Annotated in this window: 10 protein-coding genes and 1 riboswitch; of the genes, 3 read left to right on the top strand and 7 right to left on the bottom strand. The window is 73.2% G+C overall.

Annotated features, from left to right (window positions below; all coding sequences use genetic code 11):
• Positions 1-45 precede the first annotated feature (45 nt).
• Positions 46-1,542: a precorrin-3B synthase gene (cobG, locus tag ABZZ04_RS09635; RefSeq protein WP_356931633.1), complete on the bottom strand. Its 1,497-nt coding sequence runs from the start codon at positions 1,540-1,542 to the stop codon at positions 46-48.
• 374 nt (positions 1,543-1,916) lie between these two features.
• A riboswitch (cobalamin riboswitch) is annotated at positions 1,917-1,991 on the top strand.
• Between the two features lie 91 nt (positions 1,992-2,082).
• Between cobG and cobN the strand changes: the two genes are divergently transcribed.
• A complete protein-coding gene (gene cobN, locus ABZZ04_RS09630) occupies positions 2,083-5,679 on the top strand; it encodes a cobaltochelatase subunit CobN (protein WP_356931632.1) in 3,597 nt (1,198 codons plus the stop codon).
• A gap of 140 nt (positions 5,680-5,819) precedes the next feature.
• On the opposite strand, the gene ABZZ04_RS09625 is transcribed toward cobN, so the two are convergent.
• On the bottom strand, positions 5,820-6,986 hold the full coding sequence (locus ABZZ04_RS09625; RefSeq protein WP_356931631.1) for a serine hydrolase domain-containing protein: 1,167 nt from the start codon (positions 6,984-6,986) through the stop codon (positions 5,820-5,822).
• A gap of 105 nt (positions 6,987-7,091) precedes the next feature.
• Between ABZZ04_RS09625 and ABZZ04_RS09620 the strand changes: the two genes are divergently transcribed.
• The gene (locus ABZZ04_RS09620; RefSeq protein WP_356931630.1) at positions 7,092-7,721 is read left to right on the top strand and encodes a TetR/AcrR family transcriptional regulator; all 630 of its coding nucleotides are present in this window, start codon (positions 7,092-7,094) and stop codon (positions 7,719-7,721) included.
• 417 nt (positions 7,722-8,138) lie between these two features.
• Here the strand turns inward: ABZZ04_RS09620 and ABZZ04_RS09615 are convergent, their stop codons facing one another.
• The 3 genes from ABZZ04_RS09615 to ABZZ04_RS09605 form a co-directional block, all read right to left on the bottom strand.
• The gene (locus tag ABZZ04_RS09615; protein ID WP_356931629.1) at positions 8,139-9,338 is read right to left on the bottom strand and encodes a PP2C family protein-serine/threonine phosphatase; all 1,200 of its coding nucleotides are present in this window, start codon (positions 9,336-9,338) and stop codon (positions 8,139-8,141) included.
• 125 nt (positions 9,339-9,463) lie between these two features.
• Positions 9,464-9,730: a hypothetical protein gene (locus ABZZ04_RS09610; protein ID WP_356931628.1), complete on the bottom strand. Its 267-nt coding sequence runs from the start codon at positions 9,728-9,730 to the stop codon at positions 9,464-9,466.
• 300 nt (positions 9,731-10,030) lie between these two features.
• Positions 10,031-10,657, bottom strand: coding sequence for a DUF5994 family protein (locus tag ABZZ04_RS09605; protein WP_356931627.1), 627 nt, complete (start codon positions 10,655-10,657; stop codon positions 10,031-10,033).
• 307 nt (positions 10,658-10,964) lie between these two features.
• Here ABZZ04_RS09605 and ABZZ04_RS09600 point away from each other — a divergent pair, with 307 nt between their 5' ends.
• Complete coding sequence (locus ABZZ04_RS09600; RefSeq protein ID WP_356931626.1) at positions 10,965-11,462, top strand: DUF5994 family protein; 498 nt, start codon at positions 10,965-10,967, stop codon at positions 11,460-11,462.
• Positions 11,463-11,831: 369 nt separating this feature from the next.
• Here ABZZ04_RS09600 and ABZZ04_RS09595 read toward each other — a convergent pair whose 3' ends face one another.
• Complete coding sequence (locus tag ABZZ04_RS09595; RefSeq protein WP_356931625.1) at positions 11,832-12,587, bottom strand: sulfite exporter TauE/SafE family protein; 756 nt, start codon at positions 12,585-12,587, stop codon at positions 11,832-11,834.
• 235 nt (positions 12,588-12,822) lie between these two features.
• A complete protein-coding gene (locus ABZZ04_RS09590; RefSeq protein ID WP_356931624.1) occupies positions 12,823-13,866 on the bottom strand; it encodes a serine hydrolase domain-containing protein in 1,044 nt (347 codons plus the stop codon).
• Positions 13,867-13,892 lie beyond the last annotated feature (26 nt).

Genomic DNA, 13,892 nt, shown 5'->3' with positions numbered 1-13,892 from the left:
ACGGGGGTGCGGAGCGGCCGGGTCCGGATGCCGCGACGTCGTCGGTCAGATGGGCAGGCCGCGCGTGCCACGGGCCGCCGCCACCACGGCGGCGAGCCTGTCGGAGCCACCTGAGCAGCAGCCGGAGCCACCTGAGTCGCCGGAGCCGTCCGAGCCGTCCGAGTCGCCGGAACGGCCCGATCCGCTGGAACGGCCCGATCCGCCGGGGCTCTCGGGACCCCCGGGGTTCTCGGGGCTCCCTGGGTTCTCTGGGTTCTTCGGGACGTCGTCCGGTACGGGGTTCCGGGCGGAGTCCCGTACGAGGGAGACCCGGTACCCGTCGGGGCCGGCGACGACGTCGACCCACTCGCCCCGGGGGTGCCCGCACCGGCGTTCGCACCCGGACCAGTACACCGGCAGGGCCCCCACCGGCCCCAGCGCGGCCGCCGCGTCGGCCCGCACGTCGGCCAGCGACTTCGCGCAGCCCGGCCGTCCGATGCAGGCGCCCACCCCGGTCCAGGGGGAGTCGGGGCCGGTGACGAGACCGGTGGCGGCCAGTCCGTCCAGCAGTTCCGGGGCCTGCGGCCGGGCCACCCCGGGGACGACGATCCCGCGCCACGGCGTCAGGCGCAGTTCGTCGCCGCCCCGGCGGGCCGTGTCCGTCAGCGTCCGCCACTGCCCGGCGGTGATGCGGCCCAGGGGCACGCCCACGGACAACGCGGCGGTGCCGTGGGGGGAGTTCACGATGCCCACCGCGGGGCCGGTGCGACCGGTGGGGCCCTGGACACCGTCGGGGACACGGGAGTCGGCAGTGGTACCGGTGGCGACGAGCCCCGCCCGGCGCAGTCGTTCGGCGACTTCGGCGTGGAGGCCCTCGGCCCCGCCGGGCAGGTCCGCCACCCGCCACGCGCCGTGGTCGCGCGTCCGTTCCAGGAACGTCCGGGCGGCGATGAGGGCGGCCTGCGGCGCCCGTTCGCCGGGTGTCCGGGTGGTGGCCCGCGCCGTGCCGATCCGCAGCAGCGCGGTCCCGTCCCGCTGTGCGACCAGGGTCACATCGGCGCCGAGCGCCGCCACGTCGCCGCGGCCGTCGTCGAGGGCGAAGAGGAACCGGCCGGACAGGCCCGCCGTCCCGTCGTCGGCGCACAGCAGCTCGTCCAGCCCGGACAGCCAGGGGCGGACGTCACCCGCCCCCGACCCGTCGAGGCCCGAGAGCGGCGACGCCACCACGTTGCGTATCCGCTCGTGGCGGGCGGAGGGCAGCAGTCCCGCCCCGCCCAGCCGGCGGGCCAACTCGGCGCCGCAGTCCGGGCCCAGGCCGCGCAGCTGCACGTTGCCGCGCGAAGTGAGATGCAACTCACCGTCGCCCAGCTCCTCGGCGGCCCTGCCCAGCACGTCCGCCTGCGCCGCGTCCAGCACACCACCGGGAACCCGGACCCGGGCCAGCGCGCCGTCGTCCGCGCCGTGCAGCCGCAGCGTGCCGGGGCAGGCGTCGTCACGGTCCCGGGGAGACGGGTCTCCCGGGGGCGGGGACGGAGCGACCGGCGAAGACATGGCGGCGAGCATACCGACCGCCCCATCGGAACCGTATGTCCCCCAATGGTTGGCCACCCCGCCCCGCCCGGTCCGCCCCGTCCGGCCCTTGCCCGGTCGGCGAACCACCCCGCCCCGGCCCGGCCCTCGCCCCGGTCGGCGAACAGCCGTCCCCGCCGGACGGGAACCACCCCCGGCCACCCGATTCCCGGCCTCCCGCCACCCGATTCCCGGCCTCACCGTCACCTGCTCTCCGGCCTCCCGCCACCCGCTCCCCGACCCCGGGTCATCGGTCGGCCGTACTATGCCCCGGGGGTGTTCGTGGTGCCCCGCCCCCGCGGCGGGGCACCACGAACACCCCCACCGACGGGCCATCCGGCACGTCGTCGCCACAGACGGCGACAGGGGAGGAAGTCCGGTGAGATTCCGGCACGGTCCCGCCACTGTGAGTCCGGCCCACCGGCCGGGCGAGTCAGGAACTCCCTTCCCCGAGCGCTCGGTCCGTGCCGAGCAGGGGAGACCCGTACCGACACCGCCCGGGGCGTGGACACCCCGAGGAAGGCCAGACGCCGCATGATCCTGCTCCTGTCGACGTCCGACACCGACCTGCTCAGCGCCCGCGCCTCGAACGGCCCGGTCCCCTACCGCTTCGCCAATCCCTCCCGGCTCCCGCTCCAGGACCTGCCGGAACTCCTGGAGGGCGCCGACCTGGTCGTCGTCCGCCTCCTCGGCGGGGTGCGCGCCTGGCAGGACGGCCTCGATCAAGTGCTCGCCACCGGACGCCCCGTGGTCGTCCTCACCGGTGAACAGGCCCCCGACGCCCAGCTGATGGCCGCCTCGACGGTGCCCATCGGCATCGCCGCCGAGGCCCACGCCTACCTGGCCCACGGCGGACCGGCCAACCTGGACCAGCTCGCCCGCTTCCTCTCCGACACCGTCCTGCTCACCGGCCACGGCTTCGCGCCGCCCGCCCCGGCCCCCGCCTGGGGACCGCTGGAGCGCACGCCCCGGCGCACGGACGGCCCGGCGGTCGCGGTCCTCTACTACCGCGCCCACCACATGAGCGGCAACACCGCGTTCGTCGACACCCTGTGCCGCGCCGTCGAGGACGCGGGCGGCCGGCCCATGCCGCTGTACGTGGCCTCGCTGCGCACCCCCGAACCCGAACTCGTCGAGGCCCTGCGCGACGCCGACGCGATCGTGACCACCGTGCTCGCCGCGGGCGGCACCCGGCCCGCCGAGGCGTCGGCCGGCGGCGACGACGAGTCCTGGGACGCGGGCGCCCTCACCGGCCTCGACGTGCCCGTGCTCCAGGCGCTCTGCCTCACCGGTTCGCGCGCCGACTGGGAGGGCAACGACGAAGGGGTCTCCCCGCTGGACGCCGCGAGCCAGATCGCCGTCCCCGAGTTCGACGGCCGCCTGATCACGGTGCCGTTCTCGTTCAAGGAGATCGACGCGGACGGCCTGCCGGTGTACGTCGCCGACTCCGAGCGCGCCGCCCGCGTCGCCGGGATCGCCGTGCGGCACGCCCGGCTGCGCCACATCCCGGCCGCCGAGAAGCGGATCGCGCTCGTCCTGTCCGCGTACCCGACCAAGCACTCCCGGATCGGCAACGCCGTCGGCCTCGACACCCCCGCCAGCGCCGTCGCCCTGCTGCGCCGCCTCCGGGCGGAGGGCTACGACTTCGGTGCGGAGGAGGTCCCCGGGCTCGCGTCGGGCGACGGCGACGAGCTGATCCGCGCGCTGATCGAGGCGGGCGGCCACGACCAGGAATGGCTCACCGAGGAGCAGCTGGCCCGCAACCCGGTCCGCATCCCGGCCGCCGACTACCGGCGCTGGTACGCGACCCTGCCGGCCGAGCTCCGCGAGGCCGTCGAGGAGCACTGGGGGCCCGCCCCCGGCGAGATGTTCGTCGACCGGTCCCGCAACCCGGAGGGCGACATCGTCCTCGCCGCCCTGCGCCGCGGCAACCTGCTGATCCTCATCCAGCCGCCGCGCGGCTTCGGCGAGAACCCGATCGCGATCTACCACGACCCGGACCTGCCGCCCTCGCACCACTACCTGGCCGCCTACCGCTGGATCGCCGCCCCGGCCGACGACAACGGCTTCGGCGCCGACGCGATGATCCACCTCGGCAAGCACGGCAACCTGGAATGGCTGCCCGGCAAGAACGCCGGGCTGTCCGCCGCCTGCGGCCCCGACGCCGCGCTCGGCGACATCCCGCTGATCTACCCGTTCCTGGTCAACGACCCGGGCGAGGGGACCCAGGCCAAGCGCCGCGTGCACGCCACCCTCGTCGACCACCTCGTGCCGCCGATGGCGCGCGCCGACAGCTACGGGGACATCGCCCGCCTCGAACAACTCCTGGACGAACACGCCCAGATCGCCGCGATGGACCCGGCGAAGCTCCCGGCGATCCGGGCCCAGATCTGGACCCTGATCCAGGCCGCGAAGCTCGATCACGACCTGGGCATCGAGGACCGTCCCGAGGACGAGGGCTTCGACGACTTCATCATGCATCTCGACGGCTGGCTCTGCGAGATCAAGGACGTCCAGATCCGCGACGGCCTGCACGTCCTGGGCGGCGCCCCCGCCGGTGCCGACCGGGTCAACCTGGTGCTCGCGATCCTGCGGGCCCGTCAGATCTGGGGCGGCACCGCCGCCCTGCCGGGACTGCGCGAGGCGCTCGGGCTCGACGAGTCCGCCGCGACCCGCGTCACCGCCGACGAGGCCGAGGAACGGGCCCGCGCCCTGGTCCAGGCGATGGAGGACGCCGACTGGTCCCCGGACGCCGTCGCCGGAGTGGCGGCCGGACACCCGCAGGCCGTCGCCGACATCCTCGCCTTCGCCGCCCGCGAGGTGGTGCCGAGGCTGGCCGCCACGACCGACGAGCTCGACCACGCGCTCCACGCGCTGAACGGCGGGTTCGTCCCCGCCGGACCCTCCGGCTCCCCGCTGCGCGGCCTGGTCAACGTGCTGCCGACCGGGCGCAACTTCTACTCCGTCGACCCCAAGGCGGTGCCCTCCCGGCTCGCCTGGGAGACCGGCCAGGCCCTCGCGGACTCGCTCCTGGAGCGCTACCGCGCCGACAACGGCGACTGGCCCACCTCGGTCGGCCTCTCGCTGTGGGGCACCAGCGCGATGCGCACCGCGGGCGACGACGTCGCCGAGGCCCTCGCGCTGCTCGGCGTCCGCCCGGTGTGGGACGACGCCTCGCGGCGCGTCACCGGCCTGGAGGCGATCCCGCCCGCCGAGCTCGGCCGCCCGCGCATCGACGTCACCCTTCGCATCAGCGGTTTCTTCCGTGACGCCTTCCCGCACACCATCGGCCTGCTCGACGACGCGGTCCGCCTCGTCGCCGCCCTGGACGAACCGGCCGAGCAGAACCACGTACGCGCCCACACCCAGGCCGACCTGGCGGCCCACGGCGACGAACGCCGCGCCACCACCCGCATCTTCGGCTCCCGCCCCGGCACGTACGGCGCCGGGCTGCTCCAGCTCATCGACTCCCGCGACTGGCGCACCGACGCGGACCTCGCCGAGGTCTACACGGTCTGGGGCGGCTACGCCTACGGGCGCGAACTGGACGGCCGCCCGGCCCGCGAGGAGATGGAGACCGCGTACAAGCGGATCGCGGTCGCGGCCAAGAACACCGACACCCGCGAGCACGACATCGCCGACTCGGACGACTACTTCCAGTACCACGGCGGCATGGTCGCCACCGTCCGGGCACTGCGCGGCACCGCCCCGGAGGCGTACATCGGCGACTCCACCCGCCCCGAGACGGTCCGCACCCGCACCCTGGTCGAGGAGACGTCCCGGGTCTTCCGCGCCCGGGTGGTGAACCCCAAGTGGATCGAGGCGATGCGGCGGCACGGCTACAAGGGCGCCTTCGAACTCGCCGCCACCGTCGACTACCTCTTCGGCTACGACGCGACGACGGGCGTGGTCGCCGACTGGATGTACGACAAGCTCACCGAGACGTACGTCCTGGACCCGACCAACCGCGAGTTCCTCCAGCAGGCCAACCCCTGGGCCCTGCACGGCATCGCGGAACGGCTCCTGGAGGCGGAGTCCCGCGGCATGTGGGCCGAGCCCGACCCGGAGATCCTCGCCGCCCTGCGCGAGGCGTACCTGGAGACGGAGGGCAACCTGGAGGGCGAGGACTGACCTCCGCATGCGCGCCCGGGGCAGCCCACTTCGCCGCGAACCCGGACGCCCCCGAGTACGACCTCCGCGTGCGCGCCCGGGGCCGCCCGTCCCGCCCGGACGGCCCCGGGCGCCCCGCCGGTGGGCGTACGCCGCAGTGCTCAGCCGGCGTTCCGCGCGCAGGCCGTCACCGCCGCGATCAGCCGGTGGTTCTCGGACGCGCCACCGCCCCCGCCGAACGAGAACCGCCGACGGGTGTAGCCGTAGGCGATCCCGCTGCCGGGATCGGCGAAGGCCTGCGCGCCGACCGCGCCGCTGTGCCCGAACGCGCGGGCGCCCAGCACCGGGTAGCGCACGCCCTGCGCCTCGAACCCGAGCAGGAAGTGCCCCGTCTCCCCGGTGACCAGGTCCGTTCCCGGCGTGTGCGGGGTGGTGAACTCCGCGAGCGCGTCCGGGCCCAGCAGTGGAGGCCGGCCGTCCACCTCGGAGATCGCCGCGGCGTAGAGCTTGGCGAGGCCGCGGGCGCTGCCGACGCTCCCGGACGAGGCGGGGCCCTGCGCCCGGACGGCCCGGGTGTTGGCGAACTCCGCCAGATCGGTGGGGGGTTCGGCGTGCAGGTTGAACGCGATGCCGGTGAGACCGCGCGGCGCCGGGGCCTGCCGCTCCGCCCGCGCCCGGAGGGCCGGCGGCAACGGTTGTACGGGCAGATAGCGCGGTTCCGCCGATTCGGGGAGCCCGAGGTGGAAGTCCAGTCCGTACGGTTCCCGGACCCGTTCGCGGTACAGCCGCTGGAGGCTCCGGCCCGTGGCCCGGCGCACGACCTCCCCGGTCAATGCGCCGATGGTGAAGGCGTGGTACCCGTACGCCTCCCCGGGCTCCCAGTAGGGGCGCGCGCCGGCCAGCCGCTCGGCCAGTGACCGGTCGTCGGCGAGCGTCGCGGTGCTCAGGCCCTCGTCGACGCCGATCAGCCCGGCACGGTGGGCGAGGAGATCTCGCAGGGTGAGTGCGCCCTTTCCCTCGGCCGCGAACTCGGGCCAGTGGTGCGCGACGGGCCGGTCCAGGTCCAGCACCCCGTCCTGCACCAGCAGCGCGACCACCAGATGGGCGGCGCCCTTGCCCGACGAGTACAGCGCGAACAGCGAGTCCCCGTCGACCCCGTCCCCCGTCCACAGGTCGACCACCTCCCGCCCGTGCAGGCGGACGGACAGCTGCGCGCTCAGCCCCGGTTCGTCGGCCGCGACGGCGTCGAAGGCCTCCCGCACCGCGGCGAACCCCTCGGCCACGGTGCCGGAACTCCCGGCTGACACAGGGTGGTCGAGCTGCTTCATGACGATTCGCTCCAGGGTGGCGAAGGCGTTCGGGCGCCATGAACTGTACGGTGCAGTTCAAGTGAACTCAACCGTACAGTGCAGTTCGCTGTTACGATGACGCCGATGAACGAACCCAGCACCCGGAACCGACCGTCGGGGGAGCGTGCCTCCCGCAAGCACACGGCGATCATCCGCGCGGCCCGCGAGCAGTTCCTCCAGCACGGCTTCGACGTCGGCGTCGACCGGATCGCCGCCGAGGCGGGCGTCTCCAAGGTGACCGTGTACAACCACTTCGGCAGCAAGGAGGGCCTGTTCGCCGAGGTGATCGGCGACGCCCTGGAACAGGCGCTGGGGGAGACCGCCCGGACGATGGGCCGTCGGCTCCAGGAGGACGACGGCATCCGCGAGATCCTGACCGCCACCGCCCGCGGCTGGGTGCAGGGCATCGCCCAGGAGGAGGTGCTGGCACTGCGCGCCCTGATCGCCGCCGAGGCCCGCCGCTTCCCCCAGCTGGGCCGCGCCTGGCGGGAACAGGGCCCCGAACGCTTCGCGGAACCGCTGGCCGCCGCCCTGCGCGCCTGCCCGGAGCTGGAGATCCCCGACATGGACGTGGCGATCATCCAGTTCTACGCCCTCGTGCTGTACCCCCACGTCGTCCACAGCACCTACGGCGACCGCCTGCCGCCGGCGCAGGCGGAGCAGCTGATCGAGCGGGGCGTGGACATGTTCCTGGAGTACTACCGGAACGGATAGGGAGGAAGCGCCACCCGCATGAAGGGGGAACCTTGCCGGCTCCGACGGGCGGCTGCCTCGGGCCCACAGGCTGACGGAAACCACTCAGGGGCCTGACCCGCTTTCGCGGATCAGGCCCCTGAACTGGTCTTACAGCTGTCGGGGTGGCGGGATTTGAACCCACGACCTCTTCGTCCCGAATGAGGTTCGGCCCAGTCCCTCACCACCCGCTCCGCCAACTTACCTGGTCGCAGCGTTGGTGCGCAGTGGGGGCGGGTGGTCTCACGAGGGCTCGGGCAGCAGGTCGGCTCCCAGGCGGCTCCCCGACCGGGTAGGTCGTCGGACGCGGGGCGACGGGGCGAGATCGAGTGCGCACTCTGACCTTGGGACCACCGACGCTTGGGCCTGTGAATGACTTCCGCCCCTGATGAAACGTTGTCAGCCACGCCACTCGAGCAGGACGAGAGTGGCGTCGTCAGAGGTGGCGTCGCCGCGTGCTCGCTTGAGCGTGTGGGACAGGTCCCGTGCCACCGCGCGGACGCTTCGGTCCGCCTTCTCCAGCTGGTTCACCCAGTCGATGAGCTGGTCCTCGCCGAACTGCTCCTGCCCGCTCTCGTGCTCCTCGACGAGGCCGTCGGTGAAGCAGAGGACGCGGTCCCCCGGTTCGAGCATCACACTGCTGACCTGTGGCTGGGCTCCTCCGAAGCCGACGGGGAGGGTGGTGGGGCTGTTCAGGCGGCCCATGACGCGGTGCTCGCGGATCAGGACGGGGGCGGGGTGTCCCGCGTTGACCCACTGGAGACGGCCGGTGGTCGTGTCGAGCCGCAGCATCTGCGCGGTGACGAAGTGGTCGGGGGCGAACTGTTCGGCGATGGCCCGGTCCATGAAGAGGTAGATCTCGGACAGTTCGACGCTGATGCGGCGGGCGTGCCGATACGCGCCGATGGCGACGGTGGCCATGGTGGCCGCGTCCAGGCCGTGGCCCATGGCGTCGATCATGGCGAGGTGGAGGGTGTCGCCGTTGAGGGCGTAGTCGAAGCTGTCGCCGGCCACGTCGTAGGCGGGCTCCAGGACTCCGGCGACGGCGACGCGCGGCATGGTCATGGTCAGCGGCGGCAGGAGCGACCACTGGATCTCCGCGGCGACGCTCATCGGCTCGCCGCGGCGGGTGCGGAAGAAGAGGTCGGTGAGGCGGTTCTTGGTCTGCAGCAGGTCGGCGACCAGTCCCGCGATCCTGCGCAGGAGACGGCGGTCGTCGTCGTCGACCGCGTCCAGGGTGACGGCCAGGACGCCGGCCTGGTCGCCGCCGTCGAGCAGCGGTACGTGGACGCGTACCCCGTCGGCCAGTGCCAGCTCGACCGGGAGCGACGTGAGGAAACACCTGCCGGCCTCCGAGCCGTCGATGGACAGCGGCTCGCCGCCCGTCAGCCCTTCCGCGAGCAGGGGAACGAGCCGCTGCTGTCCGTAGTCCTGAAGCAGGATCTGCGGGTCCATGCCCCCCAGCCGGCTCACCGTCTCGGCGACGACCAGCCCGACCCGGTCGGGTGGCAGCTCGTGCGCCCGGTCCAGGACCGTTCCCAGGAGTCCCTCCCCGAAGCTTTCCGAGCGATCCGGTTCGTCGAGCTGTCCGACGGTCATCCCGTTGCCTCCAACCGAGCGGCGATGACCTCGCCCCGCACCAGCGACATGGCCTCCAGGATGCTCCTCGGCGGCAGGTCACGCCACACATGGCCGTACCGCTGCCGCTCAAGGAGTGGCCCCGGTCAGGGCTCCTCGGGGTGATGGCCGTTGCCGGTGGGCGGTCTGCTGGTGGCGAGCCAGGTACGGGCGGGCCCGGCGGCGGTCTCGGTGTCGACGGTGAGGTGCAGCCGTGTGCCGCCGTCCGGCGCGGGGTAGCTGCGCTGTTCCGCCCCGGAGAAGCACCGGCGGATCACTTCGGCGACCGCACGGGCGGCCTCGGGTGTGGCGGAGACGATACGGATCTCGGCATAACCCCCCTGCGGCAGGGGCTCGTTCTCGGTGGGGTGCAAGACGGCGTGCTCCGTTCGGGACGAAGGCGAGAGGCCGGCGGGTGGGTTGTCCCTGGGGTCGGGTGCCCCACCCGCGGCCTTCGGCCGGAGGAGTGGTCTGGGGTCAGGGCCAGGTGCCCTCAGGTCGGCGACCGGCGATTCGCCCGAGAGGCCCAGGGTGGCTGTGACCGGGGGGACGGCTGAGGGAGGGGTAGGGGTCGCCGAAGCGGTAGGCCGCTATGCGTGCGTCGTGCCGGGCGTTCAGCCGGTGGATCAGGCGTGTGCCGAGCGCGATCAGAAACGCGCCGGCCAGGAGCGTGATCACGATCTCCATGTCGTCACCCGCATGTACCCCGGCAGGGGGATCATCCGCGCGCCGACGGGGTGCGCAGCTGGGTACGCCGCCGGGGGCGCCGACGGGTACGGCCGGAGCGCCGGGGCGGCCCCGCCATCGGTCTCCCAGGCGTCTTCGCTGCTCCGCGCCTCCCGCATACGGCGGCCGGTCGCGGCTTCGTCGGACATCAGCGAGCCCGCAGTGAGGGTGCTGCCGGGGAGGGCGGCGGCGGTCATCAGCCGGGTCGCGGAGGCGGCTTCGGTCTCCGGCGGAACCACGAGCAGGTCGCAGCGGCCGGTCGTGGAGGACAGCAGGATGATCTTGTCCGGGTCCTGCTCGATGAACCAGCCCACGTGCAGGACGTGGCCGGTGACGGCGGCCTTGTGTGGGACGACGGGCCAGTGGCCGGGGCTCACCAGGACGCGGGTGATGCGGCCCCAGCGTCCTTCGAGGGCGTCGGCCAGCGCCGGCAGCTCGGCTGCCAGGTCGCGTGAACGGGGCCACCAGGCGCCGTCGAGCCGACCGGCGAGGGTGGTCTTCGGGGTGAGCGACAAGCGGGCCGGAAGTCCTGGGGTGAGGGCGCGGTTCGCCGTCCTGTCGAGGGTGGTGGTCATCGCGCACCTGCCCCCGGGCTGCCCGTCGGCAGCCCGGTTTTTCGTGTTCCCCGGAAATGACACCTGCGTGGAAGCTGGTGCTCGAAGTACTTCCGGTACTTCCAGCGTACGTCCGCGCAGCCCGCTTCCCGCCTGATACGGGAAGATACTTCCCTTTCGCGCGAAGTAGTGTGTGGCGACGGGCGGACCCGCGGAAGCCGGGGTTACCGTGAGGTGACGGCACAGTCGCGCTGCCGGCGGCCCGCGGCCCCCACGGGTGCGGCCGTGGGGACCGCGGCCCCCTCACCCAGAGATGAGCGGATCCCTCATGGCCGACTCCGACATCCCGCCCCCGCCCCCGATGCTCCTGCCGGACGAGATCCACCGGGCGGTGCGCCCTGGCACGGCTCTGCTCCGGCTGGAGACGACGCACTCCCGGCAGGGCGTCCTCGACGGGGCGTGGTGGCCGCGCACGCGCGAGGTGGAGCAGGAGGTTCCCGCGCTGGTGTCCGTCCTGACCGAACACCTCGGGCCCATCACCCGGGTCGGCCTGGACGCGACCGCGTGGGACGGGATTCCGTCCCGGCTGATCGTCGACGACCGGGTCGTCCACCTCGACTCCTTCCCCGTCGGCGACGACACCGTCCTGATCACCCGCGGCGACAAGGACCACTTCGCGCTGATGGTGGTCCCGCCGGACACGGAAGCCGATGCCGCCCGCGCCGCCATGGCCCGCGCGGTCCACGCCGACAACATCACTCAGGCCACCGAGCTCCTCGTCGCCACGCCCCTCCCACCGACGACCGAGCAGGGCGGAGCGGCGTGAGGGGGACAGGGTGGGGAACTTCCAGGCGGTGAGGGTGGCCGTGGGGCGGACCTTCGCGGAGTGCGGTGGGTGGGGGCGCCGTTGTGGAGGGTGAGGCCCTCGTGCCAGGCCCGGGGGGCCGTCGATGCGGACGGCGAGGGAGCCGAAGAGCATGCCGGTGGTCAGCGCCATCGCCATCTCGGGGCCGGGCCGTGTCGAGCAGGGCGGCGCTCTCGCCGTGCCGCAGTTACACGGCGGAGGAGAGGCAGAAGTCGTGCCAGGTGCCGTTCTCGGCGGCGAAGGTGTCGGGAAGTCAGCCACCTACGAGTCTGGGAGGCACCTGGCCTGGGTCGGAGTCGCTGTTCATGAGATCGGGAGGCGCCCGGCTGCTCAGTCGTGACGGGCGAGCTTGACTGCTGAGACGAGCAGGATCACGGCCAGTGCGGGGATGAGCACCAGGTCGGGGAACACGCCGAGGAGCAGCCCGCCGAGCACCGCCCCGGCGATGGAGCCGGTGGCCATGACCGCCGTGAAGCGGAGGTGCGCGCCGAGGACGGAGAAGCTGCCGTCGCGGCTGTAGCGGGCGAACGCGACCAGCACGATCGTCAGGATCAGCAGCTCGCCGCCGGCCACTCCCATGATCGCGGCGACGACGCCGATGCCGAACCCGGCCGCAACTCCGGCGGGGATCTGGGCCCAGAGCGGCAGCGTGAGGGCGTCCAGGGTGGTGGTGTGGGTGACCACGAGCGCGGCGGCCATGAGGACCATCAGGGCCGCCAGCACCTTGTAGAGGGTGGCCGAGCGCATGCGAACCGCCCAGGACGCGCCGGCCCAGGCGCCGAGCAGGCTGCCGGCCAGCAGATTGACCGCGACGGGCCAGCGGGCGGCGACCTCGGCGGCCGGGACCGCCACCAGCCTGGCGGGCAGCGCGACCAGGACCATGACCAGGCTCATCGCCTTGTTCAGGATGACCGCCGAGAGCGCGGCGAATCCGAAGAGGCCGATCAGCAGCGGCAAGCGGAACTCGGCACCGCCCAGCCCGATCATCCCGCCCAGCACGCCGATGGCCGCTCCCGCACCGAACACCACAGGTGCCGAGTGCGTCGGCGCCGGCCGGAAGGAGCGGGAGGTCTGGTCCGCGCTCATGACGGGCATCCTCGCTGGTCGCCCGCCTCCGGCACTACTGCACGCCCCACCTTCGGGGCAAGACACCAGACGCCTGCACCTCACTCGTTCGGACCTCCGAGACCGGCTACGGCCCGCCTGCTCCGCTGCGCCGACGACGCCCGAGTGCTGTCTGGATCTCGTGAAGGTTCGGTGCCTGTCGCCACGAGGTTCCGTCAGTCGTCCCCGTCGTTCTGCTCTGGGCCGCGCGGAGTAATCAGGAGAATGCCTCCTGGCGGAAGGCGTTGCGAACGTCGGTCAGAGGCTGGCGGTCGCGGGTGTAGTAGAGCTTGTTGGTCAGCAGGGCCGCCCATCGGTCCTGGGCGGGGGAGATCCACATGCCGGTGCCGGTGAAGCCGTAGTGGACCCAGACGTCCTGCTCGCTGGTGGTGCCGGGGGCCGGGTGCCAGAACAGGCCGCGTTCCGGCTGGAGGCCCCCGGTCTGCACGGTGAGGGAGAGGGCGGTCCACTCGGCGCCGAAGCCGGCTGCGGTCGGGGCTGTGGTGGGGTTGAGCATGTAGCGGAGGAAGACGGCCAGGTCGTCGAGGACGGTGAAGGTGCCGGCGATGCCGCACACTCCGTCGAGGAGGCGGGCGGAGAAGTCGTGGGCGACGCCCTTGAGGTGAGTACCGGTGTCCTGGTCGAGTTCGGTGGGGGCGCATCGGGACGCGATACCGGCGGGCAGCGGGCCGAAGCAGGTGGTGTTCATGCCCAGCGGGTGCCAGGTTCTCTTCTCGCAGAGCTGGTCGAGGGGCCGGCCGGAGAGGTACTCGGCGAGGTAGCCGAGGATGAGGGCGGACCGGTCGGTGTACTCGACGGCCTCGCCGGGCGGCCGGTTGAGGGCCTCGTGCAGGACTCCGCGGCGGATGCCGGCGGGGTCGGTGCCGTAGAGGTTCTTCAGCTGGGCCCGGAGGGGGAGGCCAGCGGTGTGAGTCAGGAGCTGCCGGGCGGTCACGACCCCGAGCGGGTGGCCGGTCACCTCGTCCCAAAAGGTGCCGAGGGGGGCGTCGAGATTGAGGACGCCGTCCTCCCACAGAGCTCCGATGGAGGCCCAGACCGCGAGGATCTTGGTGAGGCTGGCGGCGTCGAAGACGGTGTCCGATCGCATCCTCACGTTCGGCTCGTCGGGGTCCAGGACGCCAGTAGTGCCCGTCGCCCGGACTCCACCGGCGTCGCCGACGGCCCATACCGCGCCCGGGTAGACCTTGTCGCGGACGCCTTCGCTCAGCAGGTGCTCGATGCGGTCGGTGCGGTACGGCATGGTCTCCCTCTTCGTGTGGGCATCCC

The sequence above is a fragment of the Streptomyces sp. NPDC006435 genome (assembly GCF_040612315.1).
In the GTDB taxonomy this organism is placed as follows: domain Bacteria; phylum Actinomycetota; class Actinomycetes; order Streptomycetales; family Streptomycetaceae; genus Streptomyces.
This window is presented reverse-complemented; position numbering and strand designations above follow the sequence as displayed.